The organism is Oceanimonas aquatica (assembly GCF_030732065.1).
Classification (GTDB): domain Bacteria; phylum Pseudomonadota; class Gammaproteobacteria; order Enterobacterales; family Aeromonadaceae; genus Oceanimonas.
Genome location: NZ_JAVBHX010000009.1, coordinates 74,697 through 93,054, shown reverse-complemented (window position 1 = coordinate 93,054; position 18,358 = coordinate 74,697). Strand labels below are relative to the sequence as shown.

The 18,358-nt window shown below is 62.0% G+C and carries 17 protein-coding genes; 6 read left to right on the top strand and 11 right to left on the bottom strand.

The genetic code is table 11. The annotated features are described in order from the left end of the window. Window positions 1–354: 354 nt before the first annotated feature. Complete coding sequence (locus Q9290_RS13435) at window positions 355–2,448, top strand: Ig-like domain-containing protein (protein WP_306080168.1); 2,094 nt, start codon at window positions 355–357, stop codon at window positions 2,446–2,448. A 68-nt stretch (window positions 2,449–2,516) separates the two neighbouring features. Here Q9290_RS13435 and Q9290_RS13430 read toward each other — a convergent pair whose 3' ends face one another. From Q9290_RS13430 to Q9290_RS13415, 4 genes are all read right to left on the bottom strand, one after another. Beyond that, window positions 2,517–3,950, bottom strand: a complete 1,434-nt coding sequence (locus Q9290_RS13430; protein WP_306080167.1) for an NCS1 family nucleobase:cation symporter-1 — start codon at window positions 3,948–3,950, stop codon at window positions 2,517–2,519. Between the two features lie 38 nt (window positions 3,951–3,988). Further along, complete coding sequence (locus Q9290_RS13425; protein WP_306080166.1) at window positions 3,989–4,651, bottom strand: aspartate/glutamate racemase family protein; 663 nt, start codon at window positions 4,649–4,651, stop codon at window positions 3,989–3,991. A 62-nt stretch (window positions 4,652–4,713) separates the two neighbouring features. Next, window positions 4,714–6,102 (bottom strand): NCS1 family transporter, encoded by a 1,389-nt coding sequence (locus Q9290_RS13420; protein ID WP_306080165.1) that lies wholly within the window; start codon window positions 6,100–6,102, stop codon window positions 4,714–4,716. An 88-nt stretch (window positions 6,103–6,190) separates the two neighbouring features. Next, window positions 6,191–6,925 carry an aspartate/glutamate racemase family protein gene (locus Q9290_RS13415; protein ID WP_306080163.1) on the bottom strand — a complete coding sequence of 245 codons (735 nt, stop codon included), beginning with the start codon at window positions 6,923–6,925 and terminating at the stop codon, window positions 6,191–6,193. A 418-nt stretch (window positions 6,926–7,343) separates the two neighbouring features. On the opposite strand from Q9290_RS13415, the gene Q9290_RS13410 reads away from it, so the two are divergent. Next, window positions 7,344–7,913, top strand: a complete 570-nt coding sequence (locus tag Q9290_RS13410; protein WP_306080161.1) for a DUF2271 domain-containing protein — start codon at window positions 7,344–7,346, stop codon at window positions 7,911–7,913. Between the two features lie 22 nt (window positions 7,914–7,935). Next, complete coding sequence (locus Q9290_RS13405) at window positions 7,936–10,143, top strand: PepSY domain-containing protein (RefSeq protein ID WP_306080160.1); 2,208 nt, start codon at window positions 7,936–7,938, stop codon at window positions 10,141–10,143. 71 nt (window positions 10,144–10,214) lie between these two features. Here the strand turns inward: Q9290_RS13405 and Q9290_RS13400 are convergent, their stop codons facing one another. The 4 genes from Q9290_RS13400 to bioH all read right to left on the bottom strand — a co-directional run bounded on the left by Q9290_RS13400 (window position 10,215) and on the right by bioH (window position 12,900). After that, window positions 10,215–10,931, bottom strand: coding sequence for a YebC/PmpR family DNA-binding transcriptional regulator (locus tag Q9290_RS13400; protein WP_306080159.1), 717 nt, complete (start codon window positions 10,929–10,931; stop codon window positions 10,215–10,217). A gap of 66 nt (window positions 10,932–10,997) precedes the next feature. After that, the gene (locus Q9290_RS13395; RefSeq protein ID WP_306080158.1) at window positions 10,998–11,708 is read right to left on the bottom strand and encodes a ferredoxin--NADP reductase; all 711 of its coding nucleotides are present in this window, start codon (window positions 11,706–11,708) and stop codon (window positions 10,998–11,000) included. 18 nt (window positions 11,709–11,726) lie between these two features. Continuing rightward, on the bottom strand, window positions 11,727–12,047 hold the full coding sequence (locus tag Q9290_RS13390) for a hypothetical protein (RefSeq protein WP_306080157.1): 321 nt from the start codon (window positions 12,045–12,047) through the stop codon (window positions 11,727–11,729). 82 nt (window positions 12,048–12,129) lie between these two features. Beyond that, a complete protein-coding gene (bioH, locus tag Q9290_RS13385) occupies window positions 12,130–12,900 on the bottom strand; it encodes a pimeloyl-ACP methyl ester esterase BioH (RefSeq protein WP_306080156.1) in 771 nt (256 codons plus the stop codon). Between the two features lie 27 nt (window positions 12,901–12,927). On the opposite strand from bioH, the gene Q9290_RS13380 reads away from it, so the two are divergent. Both Q9290_RS13380 and nfuA read left to right on the top strand, forming a co-directional pair. Beyond that, window positions 12,928–13,623 carry a ComF family protein gene (locus Q9290_RS13380; RefSeq protein WP_306080155.1) on the top strand — a complete coding sequence of 232 codons (696 nt, stop codon included), beginning with the start codon at window positions 12,928–12,930 and terminating at the stop codon, window positions 13,621–13,623. Window positions 13,624–13,694: 71 nt separating this feature from the next. Further along, entirely contained in the window at window positions 13,695–14,273 is a 579-nt protein-coding gene (gene nfuA / locus Q9290_RS13375; RefSeq protein ID WP_306080154.1) for a Fe-S biogenesis protein NfuA, read from the top strand. A 380-nt stretch (window positions 14,274–14,653) separates the two neighbouring features. Here the strand turns inward: nfuA and gpsA are convergent, their stop codons facing one another. Genes gpsA through Q9290_RS13360 form a run of 3 tightly spaced genes read right to left on the bottom strand, consistent with a single transcriptional unit; the run spans window position 14,654 to window position 16,605 of the window. Next, on the bottom strand, window positions 14,654–15,658 hold the full coding sequence (gene gpsA / locus Q9290_RS13370; RefSeq protein ID WP_306080153.1) for an NAD(P)H-dependent glycerol-3-phosphate dehydrogenase: 1,005 nt from the start codon (window positions 15,656–15,658) through the stop codon (window positions 14,654–14,656). After that, a complete protein-coding gene (secB, locus tag Q9290_RS13365) occupies window positions 15,658–16,143 on the bottom strand; it encodes a protein-export chaperone SecB (RefSeq protein ID WP_306080152.1) in 486 nt (161 codons plus the stop codon). The genes gpsA and secB overlap by 1 nt, the downstream gene beginning before the upstream one ends. 33 nt (window positions 16,144–16,176) lie before the next feature. Continuing rightward, window positions 16,177–16,605 carry a rhodanese-like domain-containing protein gene (locus Q9290_RS13360; RefSeq protein WP_306080151.1) on the bottom strand — a complete coding sequence of 143 codons (429 nt, stop codon included), beginning with the start codon at window positions 16,603–16,605 and terminating at the stop codon, window positions 16,177–16,179. 218 nt (window positions 16,606–16,823) lie between these two features. On the opposite strand from Q9290_RS13360, the gene gpmM reads away from it, so the two are divergent. Continuing rightward, entirely contained in the window at window positions 16,824–18,356 is a 1,533-nt protein-coding gene (gene gpmM / locus Q9290_RS13355; protein WP_306080150.1) for a 2,3-bisphosphoglycerate-independent phosphoglycerate mutase, read from the top strand. Window positions 18,357–18,358 lie beyond the last annotated feature (2 nt).

Below are 18,358 nucleotides of genomic sequence, written 5' to 3'. Positions count from 1 at the left end.
AAACCACAGCGGCTCCTCTCTGAATCACCTCAGGCCCGCTCCCCCGGCAGGACCGGACTGGCATGGCGCCCATGCGACACTGACTGACGTGCCGCCGGCGCAGGAGGGATCATCATGGAGGCACGCCAGGCACAGAGTCAATGCCGCCGGCGGTCGTGGGAAGAAGCCCCCAAACGCGAGCAGCAAGGCCGCAATAGGCCCAGGTGAAACTGGCAGGCTCAGGTCCGCCCCGCTAGCATTCTGCTTAGGAATTACCCCGTTTGGCCCATACGGCACCACTCGGGGATAGGCACAGTGGCATCATAACAGCGACGCCCGCCATTCGATGGTCGGGGCGAACAAGGAAACCTCAGGATGAACTTCAAACCGAACACTCCCCTTGCCGGGTGTCTGATGTCACTGCTGGTGACGTTTACCGCCCAGGCCGCGCCCAAGTTCGACGGCAACCCCGACAACCTGCCCCCCGGCCGGTTGAAAACCCAGATCGAAAAGCTGCCCTACCCCGCCCAGCAGCGGGCCCTGGAATGGCTTGAGCAGTTCAATATTCCGGACCAGGACTTCGAGTTTCTGCGGACCGACCAGGACGGCGCCATTTTTTATGAGGATACCGTGCTGCCGGAACACACCGCGGACGACACCACCGACAAGGTGGGTGAGCCGCTGGCGGTCGCACCGGAAGACACCTTTTTTCTGCACAGCCGTCCCGGCGCCGGCAAGGTCGTGTTTCTCGACTTTGACGGCCACGTGATCAGCGGAACCGCCTGGGAGGGTGGGGCCACCTTCCATGCCCGGCCTTACGATACCGATGGCAGCCCGGCCAGCTTCAGCGACACCGAACGCGGCCGCATCGCCGAAATCTGGCACCGTATCGCCGAGGATATGGCGCCGTTTGATATTGACGTCACCACCGAGGATCCTGGTGCGTTCGGGCCAAACGTCGGCCATGTACTGATCACCGAAGATACCGATGAGTTCGGCACGCCCATGCCGGCATCGGGTGCCGGCGGGGTCGCCTATGTGGGCGTCTGGGGTCGCAGCAACTACGAGTACTACTCACCGGCGCTGGTCTACGCCAATAATCTGGGGAAGGTAGCTTCCTATATCGCCGAAGCGGCCACCCACGAGTTCGGGCACAACCTCGGACTCAGCCATGATGGCACTTCCACTCAGGGTTACTACGGCGGCCACGGCACCGGTTATGTCTCCTGGGGCCCGATCATGGGCGTGGGCTACTACGCCCAGGTCACCCAGTGGAGCCAGGGCGAATACAGCGACGCCAATAACACACAGGACGATATTCAGATCATCGGCAACAAGCTGGCCATGCGCACCGATGACCACGGCAATGACCTGGCCAGCGCCACCCCGCTGGTGGCCGATGCCGGCGGCAACATTCAATCCACCTCGCCGGAAATCGACCCCGGCAATCTGATGCCGGCCAACAAGGGGGTGATCGAAACCCGCACCGACAGAGATCTGTTCTGGTTCGAGACCGGCGCGGGCAATGTCTCCCTCACCGTCACGCCGGGCTGGGACAGCTTTTATAACGACAACCGCCGTGGCGCCAACCTCGACATTCAGGCCAGCCTGTACGATGCCCAGGGCAACCTGGTAGCCAGTGCCGACCCGCTGAACGACACCATGGCACAGCTCGATCAGTCCCTGGCCGCCGGCCGCTATTACCTTGAAATCACCGGCGTCGGCAACAGTGTGACCCCCTACAGCGACTACGGCAGCCTGGGCATGTATTTCATTTCCGGCGGTCTGGTTCCCGCTCAGGGCGACACCACGGCGCCCACCCCGAACCCGGCCGGCTGGTGGGCCACGCCGCCCACGGCACAGGGCACAACGCAAATCGACATGGCGGCAAACCCGGCCACTGACGACTCCGGTGTGGTGCAGTACAACTTCCTGTGCGTGGCCGGTGGCAGCGGCTGCAGCAACAGCGGCTGGCAGGATGGCACCAGCTTTAGTGCCACCGGGCTGCAGGCCGGCACCGGCTACAGCTTTCAGGTCAAGGCAAGAGACGCCGCCGGTAACGAAACCGCTCTGTCGGCAACGCGCTCGGCCACTACGGAGAGCACTACCGAGATCAATCAGGCACCAGTGGCGGTGGACGACAGCGCCAGCGTTCAGCTGAACAGTGTGCTGACCATAGACGTGCTCGCCAACGACAGCGATCCCGACAACGATACGCTCACCATCGTCGAGTACAGCCAGGGCAACAAGGGCTCGGTAGCGCTGATCGATAACCAGCTTGTATATAGCAGTGGCAACAAGCGCGGCGGCGATACCGTCACTTATACCATCAGCGACGGTGACCTCACCGCGACCGCCACCCTCAACATCAGCATCAGCCCCAAGGGCCAGAGTGATGGCGGCGATGGTGGTGATGGCGGTGACACCGGGGGTGGCAACGGCAAATGCCATCCGAAAAAAGGCTGCTGATAAACAGCCCCAACGCAAAAAGCCCTGCTTGTGCAGGGCTTTTTTATGAAAGGGTCACGCGTCGGCTGTCAGCCTTTGGCTTTGGGCGCCAGGAAGTAATAGAAAATCCCTCCCAGGGCCGCGCCAATCATCCAGCCGTAGCCGTTCAAATCGCTGAGCGCCGGCACCCAGACGGTGGCAATGGAGAACACCGCTGCCATGGCAAAGGCAATAATCGCCTTTTTGTTCCAGCCGCTCTGGTAGAAATAGGCGCCTTCAGGATCCCGGGAGAACAGCTGCTGCATGTTCAGGTTCTGGCGTTTAATGAGGTAATAGTCCACCACGATAATGCCGTAGAAGGGCGCGACTATGGCCCCCAGGGCATTCACGAAGCCGGAAATACCGATTTGGCTGATCACCGACACCCAGAGCCCACCCACAAAGAAGGCCACCACGGCGGTGATCAGGCCACCGATACGGAAGCTGATCACCTTGGGGAACAGGTTGGCCAGGTCATAGGCCGGCGGAATAAAGTTGGCCACCAGGTTGATACCCACGGTAGCGGCAAAGAAGGTCAGCGCCGCTATGATGGTCAGCGGCAGGGAGTCGACCCTGTCCACAATATCCGCCGGGTTGGTCAGCGCCTCGCCAAACAGCACCAGAGTGCCGGCGGTAATGATCAGCGCAATAAACGAGAAGAAGGCCACGTTCAGGGGCAGGCCCACCAGGTTGCCGATTTTCATCTGCCGCTCGCTGCGCACAAAACGGGTAAAGTCACCAAAGTTGATCACCACGGCGGCAAAATAGGCCACCATGGTGCCCACAATGGCGCTGAACGCCGCCAGATCACTGCCCTGATAATCGCCGCCACCATCAAAGATGGTGGCCACGGCCGGCAGCAGCTGATCACCGGCCTGATACCAGACCACCATCATCAGCACCAGCATCACCAGATACACCAGCGGGCCGGCCCAGTTCAGAAACACGGTGATCTTCTCGATGCCCTGCCAGAACAAGGCTATCTGAAAGACCCAGACGATCAGGAACGACAGCCAGGCGGTGCCCGACATGCCGAGCCACTCGGTATCGCCGGGGCCCCACAGGGCGGTCAGCAGCAGGGTGACCGCCGTGGAGGCGAAGTAGGTCTGCACCCCGTACCAGAAGATACCGATAATGGCCCGCAGCAGGGCCGGAAAATTGGCGCCCCGCACCCCCATGCTGGAGCGGATCATGACCGGAAAGGGAATGCCGTATTTGACGCTGGGCTTGCCACTCAGGTTGACCAGCACCATGACGATAAAGCCGGCCAGAATAATGGCGGCCATCACCGCCCAGCCGTTCAGGCCGTAACTCAGAAACAGGGAAGCGGCCAGGGTATAGCCGAACAGACTCTGTATGTCGTTGGACCAGACGTTAAAAATTTCAAACCAGCCCCAGCGGCGATCCTTGTGCTTGATGGGGGCCAGATCCTCGTTGTAGAGCAAGGGGTCGTGATGGGTAATTTCGAGTTGCTTGTCATCCATGGCGTTTGTCTCCCTTGAAAACGCAAATAAGGATAATGTCAGTCGGCGTCAATGGCCGTCAGTGCCGCCTGAGTGGCGGCAAGTACCGGCACAATCAACGGAATATCAAAACGGGGTTGCAGCCGCAGCGCCGCCTCGGTGAGCGGACCACCGCCAATGATCACGGCAGTGGCGTTATCTTCCGTTACCGCCTGGCGCACCGCCTCGGCCAGGGCGGCGTCGAGGGCGGCTGGAGCGCGCACCAGCTCAGTCGGATTGCCCGGAGTAACCCGGGTACCACAGTACTGTTGAGCATAGCCAAGACGCTGCGCCTTTTGCGCAAACGACGCCAGCAGCTCCGCGTCCGGGGTAATGGTGGCAATGCCAAAACGCCGGCCGTTTACCGCCGCCGCGTGAAAGGCCGACTCGGCGATACCGAATACCGGAATGGTTACCCGCTCGCGCAGCTCGGCCAGTGCCGGATCGCCAAAGGCCGCCACCATCAGCGCCGAAGCCCCTTCGGCGGCGGCGACCACCCCCAGTTCAATCACCCCGGCAGCGGCGGTGGCGATCTCGGAGGGGGTTGTCAGCAGCGCCGGTGCGCCTGTATTACTGAGCCCCTCAACCTGAACCCGTCCCGCCGCCTCCCGCCGGGCCAGTGCCGTCATGGCGGCGGTGACCTGAGCATTGGAATTGGGATTGATCAGTACCAGTCTGGCCATGGCTTGCAGCTCCTTGATAAAACGAAAAAAGCCCCGCCTAGTAACAAGCGGGGCCGGTGTCATTACTGACGGAAGCGCTGACAGGGCTGCCAGTACTGCATCAGCAGGTAGTAGGTCAGGCCGGCCGGTACCAGGCTGGCGTACCAGGACACCGAGGTGAAGGTCAGGGCCACCAGGGCACCGGTAAGGGCGGCGATGACGGCGGCATAGTTCACACCCTTGTAGGGACCATTCTCGTCATACAGCTTGTCGATATCCAGCTTGCGACGGCGCAGGATGAAGTAGTCCACCACCATCACCGCAAAGATGGGGCCGAGGAAGGCGGAATAGGTCTGCACGAACAGCTGCAGGCCGGCGGATGACTCTTCCTTCACCAGTTCCCAGGGGAAGGTGCAGAAGGCCAGCAGACCCACCAGAATGGTAGAGGTACGGAACTTCAGCTTGAACACGTCCATCAGGATGTAGGTGGGCGGTACTACGTTGTTGAGCACGTTGGTAGTGACCTGAGCAAAGGCGATAAACAGCAGGGTAGTCACCAGCAGCGGGGTGTTGTCGACGGCGCTGGAGAACACCTGAATGGGGTCGGACACACCGGTGGCGCCGGACACCATCAGGCCAATCAGACCCATAAACAGGGTGCAGGGCAGAATCGACATGGCATAGATGATGGTGAGCAGGCCGGGCTTGGTGCCTTCCTTCAGCTCACGAGAGTAGTCACTCACGTTCAGCATCATGGTGCTGTAAATACCAAGGAACAGCATGGTCGCGCCCCAGAAGGGAACACCCCAGGTGCCTTCCATGTTCACCAGGTTGGCGGTGATCTCGTCGCCGTAGCGGTTGATCACGCTCCAGAACATGTACACCAGCGCCAGCAGAATAAAGCCGCTGCCCACGTTTTCCAGCCACTTGATGCCCTGGAAACCAAAGATGGACAGGCCGATCTGCAGGAACTGGAACAGCACGAAGAACAGCACCAGGTTGTCGAAGCCGAACAGGGTGGCCGACACCGCGTTCAGCGCGCCCGCCCCTATCCAGCTCTGAAAGCCGTACCAGACAATGGCGGGAATAGCCCGCACCAGACCGGGAAAACGGGTGCCGGAAAAGCCAAAGGCACTACGGGCCTGCACCATAAAGGGAATGCCGTATTTGTAACCGGCGGCGCCGTTCAGGGCCAAAGCTATGCCGATGACGAAGCAGCCAATGGCGATGGCCGATACCGCCTGTACCAGGTTAAGGGTGCCGACAATGCTGGAGCCCATGGTGAAGGTGCCGATCGACACGCAACCACCGAACCAGGCCAGCAGGTAGGACACCCGGCCCATGATGCGGTGCTTTTGCGGTGCCAGGGATTCTTCCCCTGCCTTCTTGTCGTGGCCGGCAGCCTGGGCCGGTTCGGCCTTGCCGGTGCTCATGGGAATGGCGGCTTCGCTGTTTACATTCTGAATAGCCATAGTTTAGTCCTCGGTATTCCATCACGTGAGGGCGCTGCCGCCCTCAGTCCTGCACGGCCGTCATTGACCGTGCGTATTGCGGGTGGGCTCAGGCGATTTTCAGCCCCTTGCCCTGCGGGGCCAGCTCGGGGCGTGGCCAGTTAAAGGTCAGCACCTTGCTGGTGCCCAGTTTCATCTCCACCATGGCTTCGCACAGCTTGAGCGCTGCCACGGTACCATCGATCACCGGAATACCGATCTCCTGCTCGATAAACTCCCGGTGTGCCGACATGCCGGCACAGCCCAGCACGATGGCTTCTGCCTTGTCTTCTTCCATGGCCAGGCAGCACTCGGCAATCACCTTGGCGATGGCGGTGTCCGGCGAGGTAGCCAGGTCCAGCACCCGCATGGGAGTGGTACGAACACCTTTACAGTGCTCGCTGAAGCCGTAACGGCTGACCAGATGCTCGGTCATAAAGCGCACCCGAGGCGCGGTGGTCACTATGCTGAAGCAGGCGCCGGCCATGCTGGCCATGTGAAAGGCCGCTTCGGCAATGCCCAGCACCGGCTTGTCGGTCAGCTCCCGGGCCGCATACAGGCCGGGGTCGCCAAAACAGGCCAGCACATAGGCATCGATATTTTCTTCCCGATCTCCCTTGGCGACTTCTTCCAGCACGCCGGGTACCGCCAGCGCTTCATCGTAAAAACCTTCAATGGACGCCGGACCAGTGCTCGGGCTGACCGCCAGCACCTGAGTATCGGGGCGGGCTACGTCGTCGGCCAGCCGCTGCAGCGCATCGGTAAACGATTGGGTGGTGTTGGGGTTGATAATCTTGATCCGCATACAAACTCCTTGTTTACAGCTAACCGAGTGAATTGTTAACGATTTGGATTATGGAACAATCGTTAACGATCTGTAAACATGCCTGTGAATTATATCTTCACTCATCACCCTGATTTGGACGCCCCTTCCCTGCATGGCCAAACAGTGAAACAAAAACAACAAACCACTGATCAAAAAGGATAAATACAAATAAAGGCACAATGGGACGCCCGCAAAAAATGATTCATTCAGAGCCTATTTATGAGGTTTCACCTTCACAAAAAGAAACAAAATTGTTATCAATTATGTGATCCAAAACACGTAAATAGGCAATAAAAAACCCTTCGGCCGAAGGGTTTGAAAGGCAAAAAATGCATTAACGGGCGCCGGGCAGCGCCACCTCGGCCTCAAAGCCGTCCGGTTTTCCCGGTGCCGGAGAGTGCAGGTTCAGGCGGGTGCCGGCCCCGCTGGCAATGGCCTCGGCAATGGCCAGGCCCAGACCGGCGCCCGGACCGGCGGCACCCGAGCCCGACCCCCGGGCAAAGCGCGCGGTCAGCCCGGCCAGCTGCTTCGCTGGCATGACGGCTGTTACGAGGTCAAGGGCCGGGAAGTCACCCTGACCACCGAGCTGAAAAACTATAACGGCGACGGCGCCTACGTCGCCATCTATCTCACCGATGCCAAGGGCCGCTATCAGGACATCCTGTGGATTGCCGGCAAAAAGTCCAAGTACTACAAGCACCTGAAAGACTGGGCTCGGGGCAGCCGCAAGCAGCGCGCCGAGTATGACGGCAAAACCGGCGCCAGCCTGACAAGCGGCCACACCCTGACCACCACAGTGGATCTGGACGACGCCCTGTTTGACGCCGGCTATCAGCTGCGCCTGGATACCGCGGTGGAAGATCAGCGTGATCAGCGCGCCGAGGTGATTGCGCCGCTGACCACGGCGGGCGCCGGCCAGCCGGTAGCGGGCCGGGGTTATGTGAAATCCTTTACCTATCAGCTGTAATTGCTGGTCAAGGAGCGTCATCGTGCTGCGCACACTGCATTCACTGTCGGCATTGCTGGCCGCCCTGTTTATTCTGACCCTGGCGGTTACCGGTGCCCTGCTGTCGGTGGAGCCGGCCCTGGAGCGGGCCGCCATTGAGGTACCTGCCGCCGGTCAAATCACGGTCGCCGAGCTGACCGGACGCATCGGCCGTCATTATGATCAGGTAGAGCAGATTGATCGCCGGTCATCGGGCGCCATTGTGGTCTACTACCAAGGGCAGGAGCAGGCGGGTGCCGATCTGGTCAGCCCATTTACCGGCGAGGTCATTGCGCCCTATCGGCCGTCGGCTTTTTTTCGCTGGGTCAGGGAGCTGCACCGCTCCTTGCTGCTGGACACCCCCGGCCGGGCGGTGGCGGGGATCACCGCGCTCGCCATGCTGATATTGTCCCTTTCCGGTGTGCTGATGCTGGCCCGGCAACAGGGAGGATGGCGCCGACTGCTGGCACCGGCGGTGGGCAGTGGCCAGCGCAGCCACCATGCCCGGCTGGGCCGTGCCGCCTTGCCCGGCCTGCTGATATCGGCCGCCACCGGGCTTTATATGTCGGCGCTCACCTTTGGCCTGCTGCCGGAAGGCACCGCCGCCAATCCCGAGTGGCCCGTCATTACCGCGCAGGGTCAGCTCACCGACGCGGCCGGCCTGTCCGCCCTGCAGGCCATCGACGTCACCGAGCTGAAAGAGTTGGTGTATCCCTATCCCGGCGATCCGGCCGAACCCTATTCATTGCAAACCACTGAGGGGGCCGGCTATGTGGACCCTTACAGCGGCGAACTGCTGTCGTGGCAGGCAAATGACTGCCGGCTGGGCATCAATGCGCTTGTTGCCTCGCTGCATACCGGAGAGCAGTGGTGGTGGCTGGGGCTGGCTCTTGGCCTCGGTGCCCTGGTGGTGCCGGTGCTGACGGTAACCGGCATTGCCATGTGGTGGCAACGGCGCCGGGCCATGCCCGGGCTTGCCGGCAACCGCAAGGCCGATGCCGCCGACACCGTGATCCTGGTGGGCAGCGAGTCCAACAGCACCTGGGGCTTTGCCGGCACCCTGCACCGGGCGCTGACCGACGCCGGCCACCGCGTGCATACCGCCCCCATGAACCGGCTGGCCCATTACCCCCGCGCCCGCCGGCTGCTGATCCTGACCGCCACCTACGGCGACGGTGACGCCCCCGCCTCGGCCGACCGCTTTCTGGACCGGCTGGCCACCCTGCCCACCGTCCCCGACCTTGGATTTGCGGTGCTGGGCTTTGGTGACAGTCAGTTTCCGCAGTTCTGCCGCTTTGCCCGGGACGTGAATGCGGCCCTGCTGGCTGCCGGCTGGTCGCCCTTGCTGGCGCTGGACACCATAGACCGGCAATCGACCCAGGCGTTCTCGCGCTGGGGTCAGCGACTGGGCAAGGCCCTGGGCTGCCCGCTGACCCTAAACCACATTCCCCGCCGCCGATCCACCCTACGGCTGCAACTGGCCGAGCGGGTGAACTATGGCAGTGAAACCGATGCTCCGGTCAGCGTATTGCGCTTTGTCCTGCCCCGCAGCGGCTGGCACCGGCTGTTTGGCCGCGAGGCATGGCCGTCGTTTGAAGCCGGGGATCTGGTGGGTATCTATCCGCCGGACAGCCCGGTGCCCCGGCTCTATTCCCTGGCCAGCGCCTCAAGCGACGGTCAGCTGGAAATATGTGTGCGCCGGCATGAAGGCGGCCTGTGCTCGGGCTTTTTGCACGGCCTGCAGCCCGGGGATGCCATCGAGGCCTTTATTCAGACCCACCCGGCCTTCCGCCCCAACGCCGGCCGAGCCCCGGTTGTGCTGATTGGCACCGGCACCGGCATAGGTCCGCTGGCCAGCTTTATTCGCCACAACACACAAAAGCGCGCCATGCACCTTTACTGGGGCGGTCGGGATCCCGACTCCGGTTTTCTGTACCGGCCGGAACTGGAGCGTTACCTGGCCGACCGGCGTCTGACCGGGCTGAACACCGCCTTTTCACGGGTAGGCGACCGCTGCCATGTGCAGGACAAGATTCGGGCGGATTCCGAGCAACTGCGCACGCTTGTCAGTGCCGGCGCCCAGTTTCTGGTGTGCGGCGGCCGGGACATGGCCAACAGCGTGATGGACACCCTGGATCAGGTCATGGCGCCCCTGGGGCTGAACGTGCAGACCCTGAAAACGCAGGGCCGTTACCGGGAAGACGTGTACTGAAAACCAAAAGGGGCAGCCTGCCGGCTGCCCCCTGTTTTGCCTTGCCCGAGGGCAAATTCGTCGAGTCGGAATCAGTACTCGGCGTTGTGATAGACGTTCTGTACGTCGTCCACGTCGTTGAGCATGTCGAGGAAGCGTTCCATCTGGGCCACATCATCGCCACTGAGTTCCACCGTGGTCTGGGGCACAAACTGAATGGCATCCACTTCAAAGTCGATGCCTTCAAAGGCGTCGCTCAGGGCCTGCTTGGCCTTGGAGTACTCGGTGTGGGGCGCAAACACCGTGATGTGGCCGTCTTCCAGCTCGATATCGGTGACGTCCACATCGGCCATCATCAGGGCTTCCAGCACGGCTTCTTCGTCATCACCTTCAAACACCAGAATGGCACAGTGATCAAACATGTGACCCACGGTGCCGGAGGTGCCCAGCTTGGCCTTGACCTTGTTAAAGCACTGGCGCACATCGCCGATGGTGCGGTTGGGGTTGTCGGTCAGGCAGTCCACGATCACCATGCAGTTGCCCGGGCCAAAGCCCTCGTAACGGGCCGGGGAGAAGTCTTCGCCGGCGCCGCTGGTGGCCTTTTGCAACGCCTTTTCAATGACGTGAGTAGGCACCTGGTCTTTCTTGGCGCGTTCGATCAGGCCACGCAGGCTCAGGTTACCATCGGGGTCGGCACCGCCGGACTTGGCGACCACGTAAATTTCGCGGCCGTACTTGCTGTAGACCTTGCTCTTGGCGTTGGCGGTCTTGGCGATGGATTCTTTGCGGTTTTGATAGGCTCTGCCCATGGCGTGATCTCGTTGTTCAACAAAAAGAGCACGAATTTTACACACAGAGCCGAAGCAGGTCTATTTTCAGTAGCCGGCAAATTCCTCGGTACGCACTCTGTCTTCGGGCACGCCGGCCCCCGCCAGCACCGACTTCATGGCGCTTACCAGACCGGGCGGTCCATCCAGGTAATACAACGGCGCCGTCAGATCCATAACATGGCGGCGCAGCATGGCCTCATCCAGGCGCCCCTTTTCTCCCTGCCAGCCGGGGTCCTGAGTCAGAATGGTAACAAGCTCGTAGTTGCTGCGCCCGGCACAGGCCTGCTGCAGCTCATACAAAAAGGCGGCATCGCCCAGGCTGCGGTTGGCGTAAAACAGGGTGATGGCGCGGTTGTCTCCTTCATCCAGGGCCTGCAACAGCATGCTGCGCACCGGGGTAATGCCGATGCCACCGGTCACAAACACCACAGGGGCATCGCCCTCGGCGGGCAGCACAAAATCACCGTAAGGCCCCTTGAGGGTGAGCACGGCACCGGGCTTGAGTCCGCCCAGCACTCGTTTGAAGGCGGTATCCCGCAGCCGGGTGGCCACCATCAGCTCGCTCTCGGCCGGCGCAGAAGCCAGCGACAGCATGCGGCCATTGCCCTCGTCGTCGGTTTCCGGCGGGTCCTTGAGCACCAGCCGCACACACTGGCCGGCCCGAAAGGCAAACCCGTCGGGCTTGTCGAAATACAGCGCCAGGGTGCCGTCGGCCACCGGCTCGGTGCGCTTGAGGGTAATGTCGTAGCTGGCCATGAAAACTCCCCCGTTTGGTCAGACCTCGATATCCAGCACGGCGTCGCCATGACCCTCATGGTCGTGATAACGCCGGTTGATCACGGCCAGCCGGCGGCTCATGGCCGGGCTGGTGCCAATCAGACACACAGCGCCCTGATGCAGGCTGAGCCAGGCCTCAAAGGCCTCCTCGCGCCGGCTGCGCTGGCGTTGGCGGTCCCGCTGGCGAATGGCCACATAGGGCTGCACCGCCCGAATGACCGGAATGGCCGGCCGGCGCACGTTATCGGCATGGGCCGCCTCGGTGGCCGGCTGGGCCAGATTGGGCGGCAGGTTGGGCAGAATCACGGGTATCGCCATGCAACATTCCTTGGTCGGCGTTGGCCTTGCTGACTGTGCCTTTGACTATAGCCCAGCCCGGGGGTGAACCGCGCCCTTGTGTTCAGTCTTTCCCCTGCAGAAACCGGCGAATGTGCCCGGCGGTGGCCTCGGGATGAGAGATAAAGGGGGCGTGAGAGGCCCTGGCTTCAACATGGCTGCGACTGTCCGGCGCCAGGGTGTCGGTGAGCACGGCCGCCTTGCGCGGCACCAGGCCGTCGAGCCGGCCATACAGCCGCAGCAAGGGCATCTCCAGCTCCGCCAGTTGCGCCCGCAAATCCACCTCGCCCAGCAGGCCGAGGCCCGCCGCCAGGGCTTGCGGATCCGGCGCCGGCTTGCTGGCCAGGCTGTCGCGCAGCCGGCGAATGTCTTCCCGGGCGTGCTCGCTGCCCATGGCCTGCAGCGCCAGAAAACGATTCACCACCTGATGATGATCCTCCGCCAGTTGCTGTTCAAAGCCGCTCAGCACCTCGGGCCGAATGCCGGGCCAGCCGTCTTCGCTGACAAAGCGGGGGGAGCTGGCCAGGGTGATCAGGGAACTGATCCGCTCCGACGCCTGCAACGCCGCCTGAGTGGCCACCAGTCCGCCCAGGGACCAGCCCAGCCAGGCGGCCCGCTCCGGCACCACCGCCAGTACGCTGTCGGCCCAGTCGGCCAGCGTGCTGCCGGCAGGCAGCGGAACACTGTGCCCAAAACCCGGCAGATCCACGATATGCAGGCAAAAGTCGCTTTCAAGCCGGGCCGCCAGCTCGCGCCATACGGCACCGTTCATGCCCCAGCCATGGAGCAGCACCAGGTCCGGGCCGCGCCCGTGTTGTTCTGTATATACACTCATTGCATGTTTCCTTATCACGACCGGCCCATGATACGGCCCCTGCTTACCCGCTTACAATCCGGTCCGCTGTGGTGGGGCCAGTGTTTGCTGTGCCGGCAGGACTGCCAGGATACCGCGCTGTTGTGCCGGCACTGCCGCACCGAACTGCCAGTACTGGAACACCCCTGCCCCGGCTGTGCGTTTCCGCTGCCCCTGGACGATGCCCACTGTGGCCGCTGCCAGAAACGACCGCCGCCCTGGCAACGCATGCGCGTACTGGCACCCTTTGAAGCCCCCTTCAGCCGGCTGGTACACGATCTCAAATATCATGGCCGCCTCCTCAACGGCCGGCTGCTGGGGCGCCTGCTGGCCGAGCAACTGGCGCCGCCCTGGCCCGAGGCGGTGCTGCCGGTGCCGCTGTACTGGTGGCGGCGGCTGCGCCGGGGCTATAACCAGGCCGATGAAATTGCTCGGGAACTGGGCCGGGAGCTGAACATTCAAGTGGACCACCACCTGCTGCGCCGGGTGCGGGCCACGCCGTCACAAACCCACCTGAGCAAAATGGAGCGCCGGCGCAACCTCAGAGGTGCCTTTACCGCGGTGTCGTGCCCCTATCGCCATGTGGCACTGCTCGACGATGTGATCACCACAGGCGCCACCATGGCCGAGCTGACGCGGCTGCTGCACGCGCAAGGCGTCGAGCGAGTGGAAGTGTGGGCGGTGTGCCGCACTCTTGAGCACTGACGGCTATTCAAGGCCTGGCAACAGGAGTATGATAAAAGTTGAGTTGTTTAGTCAGGTTTATGAGGATAGCGATGATTACGATTTCCGAAACCGCCCAGGGACACTTCTGCAAACTGCTGTCGCAGCAGCCGGAAGGCACCAATATTCGGGTCTTTGTGGTAAACCCCGGTACCCCCAATGCCGAGTGCGGCGTTTCTTACTGTCCTCCCGATGCGGTGGACCCCGAAGATACCCACCTGCAATTTGATGGTTTTGAAGCCGTGGTCGATCCTCAGAGCGCACCGTTTCTGGAAGAGGCCGAAATTGACTTCGTCACCGATCAGATGGGCTCCCAGCTGACTCTGAAGGCCCCCAACGCCAAGATGAGCAAGGTGCCGGACGATGCGCCGCTGGCCGATCGGGTGGAATACGTGCTGCAGTCCCAGATCAATCCGGGCCTGGCCAGCCACGGCGGCAAGGTGGTGCTCACCGAAATCACCGAAGACGGCCTCGCCATTCTGCAGTTTGGCGGCGGTTGCAACGGTTGCTCGATGGTGGACGTGACCCTGAAGGAAGGCATCGAGAAGCAACTGCTCGAGCTGTTCCCGGGCGAGCTCAACGGCGTACGCGACGCCACCGAGCACGAGCGCGGCGACCACTCCTACTACTGAGTTCGCCCGCCGGAACGCAAAAGAGGAGCCACAAGGGCTCCTCTTTTTGTTTACGCTGTCAAATTGTACCCAGTGTGAAGCATCAGTGCGGTTGCGCTCCGCCGACACGCTACAAGTACCTCCCTGTAACGCTCGAAAATGCCATCCATGGCATTTAATGGTCGGCTACGGCAATCCCCACTGCTGCTTCAGGCAACATAGGCGCTGTCTGCAAGCTGTCAGTCAGCGCCGAGTTTACAGAGGAGGGCAAAGGGTGTCTGCTGCGCCGGCCCTTTGCGCCAGGGAGGGCGCAACGGAGCCCCCATGGATGGGTTTACGGCGTGCCGGAGAAGCAGTGCCCTTTGGCCGACGTTGCTGCGCGGCCCAACAGACGAAAAGGCTTACTCTGCCTTGCGATCCCGGCTCAGCAGGGCGATGGCGGCTTCCTTGGCGTTCTTGCCTTCATACAGCACCTGATACACCTGCTCGCAAATGGGCATTTCCACGCCGTGGCGGCCGGCCAGCTGATGCACCTCGGCGGCATTGCGGTAGCCTTCCACCACCTGGCCGATCTCGGCCATGGCGGTGTCCACGCTTTTGCCCTGACCCAGGGCCAGGCCAAAGCGGCGGTTGCGGGACTGGTTGTCGGTGCAGGTGAGCACCAGATCCCCCAGCCCGGCCATGCCCATAAAGGTCTCCTGCTGGGCACCCAGGGCCACACCCAGGCGTTGCAGCTCCACCAGGCCACGGGTGATCAGCGCGGTGCGGGCATTGGCCCCAAAGCCCAGGCCGTCGGCCAGACCGGCACCAATGGCGATCACGTTCTTGACCGCACCACCCAGCTGCAGACCCACCATGTCGTCGTTCAGGTATACCCGGAATGAACGATCGCAGTGCACCAGATCCGCCAGCTCTTTGGCAAAATCCACCTCGGTGGAGGCCAGCGAAATGGCCGTGGGCAGCCCCATGGCCAGCTCTTTAGCAAAGGTCGGGCCCGACAACACCGCCAGCGGACGCTCCTGGCCGAGAATGTCTTCGGCCACGTGCTGCAACAGGTTGCCGGTGGCCGGGTCCAGGCCCTTGGTGGCCCAGGCAATGCGGCTGTCGGGGCGCAGAAATGGCTTCACCTTGCGCAGCACCTCGGCAAACACATGGCTCGGTACCACAATCAGCAGATTAGGGCTGGCCTGTACCGCCCGCTGCAGGTCGGCTTCCGGCTCCAGACTGTCGGGAAATACCGCATCGGGCAGGAATACTCGGTTGCAGCGATCCGCCGCCAATGCCGCCACCTGCTCGGGCCGGTGGCTCCACAGCAGAGTACGATGACCGTTACGGGCCAGCGCGATGGCCAGGGCCGTGCCGTAGGAGCCCGCCCCCAGCACGGTAATGGCGGCATCCGTGCTCATCAGGCGTCGGCCTGCGGCTGTTGCTGCTGAGCGCGCTGCACGTGAGCAGCAAACAGGGCGTCGAAGTTCACCGGCGCCAGGTTCAGCTGCGGGAAGGAGCCCTTGTTCACCAGGCTGGACACGGTTTCGCGGGCATAGGGGAACAGAATGTTGGGGCAGAAGGAACCCAGGCAGTGAGCCAGCTGAGGCTCGGCCATGTTGCCGATGGTGAACACGCCGGCCTGCTGAATTTCGCACAGGTAAACGGTTTCGTTTTCGCCCATGTTGCAGGTGACGGTCAGGGTCAGCACCACTTCAAACACATTGTCACCCAGGCGGGCGCTCTTGGTGTCGAGATCCAGTTTGACCTCTGGCTTCCATTCCTTCTGGAACACCACGGGAGTGGCGGGGGCTTCAAAGGACACGTCCTTCAGGTAAATGCGCTGGATCTGGAATTCTACCTGCTGTTGCGCCTGGGCATCGGCGCCGTTTGCTGCTTCGGCCATGAAACTATCCTTTTGCTCAATGGGTGGTAAAAATTAACGCTTGCTCACCGGCAGGTTCTGGGTGCGCCAGTCGGCCATGCCGCCGCGCAGAGTGAACACCTGGCCAAAACCGGCTTTGCTCAGCAGGCGCCCGGCGCTGGCGGTGGTCATGCCGCTTTCGCATACCAGCACCAGCGGCTTGTCCTTGTATTTTTCGATCAGGTTCAGGTTGTTGGCCTTGAGCTGAGCGTGAGGTACGTTCACAGCACCGGCGATATGGCCCTTGCGGAATTCTTCCGCCGAACGAATGTCGACCACGGCGGCGTTCTGCTTGTTGATCAGCATGACCGCCTCCTGGGACGGGACCACTTTCACCTTGGACAGACGGGAAATGATCGAGGTGTACACGACCGCAGAAGCCAGGCCCAGCCAGACCATGGTCAGCAGCGGGTGCCGGGCGGCAAAATCAAGGTACTCTTGCATGATGTTACTTCTTGCGTTTCGAAAGACGGAAAAGCCCGAGTATACATGGGGACTCGTCAAATAACAGCCGCCTTGGGCGCCCTCAGGGAGGCCCGGATCACCCTATGGCAAATACCCCTGCCCCTTGTCTGGTGACCAATTCGGCAGTTGTAGTAATATGACGCACAAGTTTCAGTTGCTCGCTTAAAGCTTTCAAATAACAACTATAGGGTTACACCATGAACTCGACCAAAAAGCCCCTGGTACTGCTCATTCTCGACGGCTGGGGGTACAGCGAAAAAACCGAACATAACGCCATTCACACCGCCCGCACGCCGGTGCTCGACGGCCTGATGAAAAACCGCCCGTCCACCCTGATCTCCACCTCCGGAGATGATGTGGGCCTGCCCGACGGCCAGATGGGCAACTCCGAGGTGGGTCACGTCAATATTGGTGCCGGCCGCATCGTCTATCAGGAGCTGACCCGCATCGGCAAGGCCATTGCCGACGGCGACTTCTTTACCAACCCGGCCCTGACCGGCGCGGTGGACGGTGCCGTTAACCAGGGCCGTGCCGTGCACATCATGGGCCTGCTGTCACCGGGTGGCGTGCACAGCCACGAAGATCACATCGCCGCCATGGTCAAGATGGCCGCCGAGCGGGGGGCGACCGAAATTTACCTGCACGCCTTTCTCGACGGCCGCGACGTGGCCCCCCGCTCGGCCCGGAGTACACTCGAACGTTTTGATGGTTTGTTTACAAAACTCGGCAAGGGCCGGCTGGCGTCGGTCATCGGCCGTTACTACGCCATGGACCGAGACAACCGCTGGGAACGGGTGCACACCGCCTATGACCTGCTGACTCAGGGCAAGGCCGAGTTCAGCGCCGCCACCGGTGTTGACGCCCTGCAGGCTGCCTACGACCGGGACGAGAACGACGAGTTCGTCAACGGCACCGTTATCGGCGAGCCGGTCACCATGCAGGACGGCGATGCCATTATCTTTATGAACTTCCGTGCCGACCGGGCCCGGGAGCTGACCCGCGCCTTTGTTGAAGACGACTTCGCCGGCTTTGAACGCAGCGTACGCCCGGCGCTGACCGACTTTGTCATGCTCACCGAATACGCCGCCGATATTCATACCAGCTGCGCCTACCCGCCGGTACGTCTGGAAAACACCCTGGGGGAATGGCTGGCGGATCACGACAAGACCCAGCTGCGCATTTCGGAAACCGAGAAATACGCCCACGTGACCTTCTTCTTTAACGGTGGCATTGAGGAGTGCTTCAAGGGCGAGCAGCGCGAGCTGATCCCCAGCCCCAAGGTAGCCACCTACGATCTGCAGCCGGAAATGAGCGCCGGGCTGCTCACCGACAAGCTGGTAGCGGCCATTGAGGGTGGTGAGTTTGACGTGATTATCTGCAACTACCCCAACGGCGACATGGTGGGCCACACCGGGGTCTTTGAGGCCGCGGTCAAGGCCTGTGAAGCTGTGGACAGCTCCATTGGCCGGGTGGTCGAGGCCCTGGAAAAAGTGGGCGGCGAGGCCCTTATCACCGCCGATCACGGCAATGCCGAGCAGATGGTGAACCCGCAAACCGGGCAGGCCCACACCGCCCACACCAACCTGCCGGTGCCGCTGATCTACATCGGCCGCAATGCCACCCCGGTGGAAGGTGGCCGGCTGTCGGATCTGGCGCCCACCATGCTGAGCCTGATGGGCCTGGAGATCCCGCCGCAAATGACTGGCAAGCCCCTGATGGTTCTGAAATAATC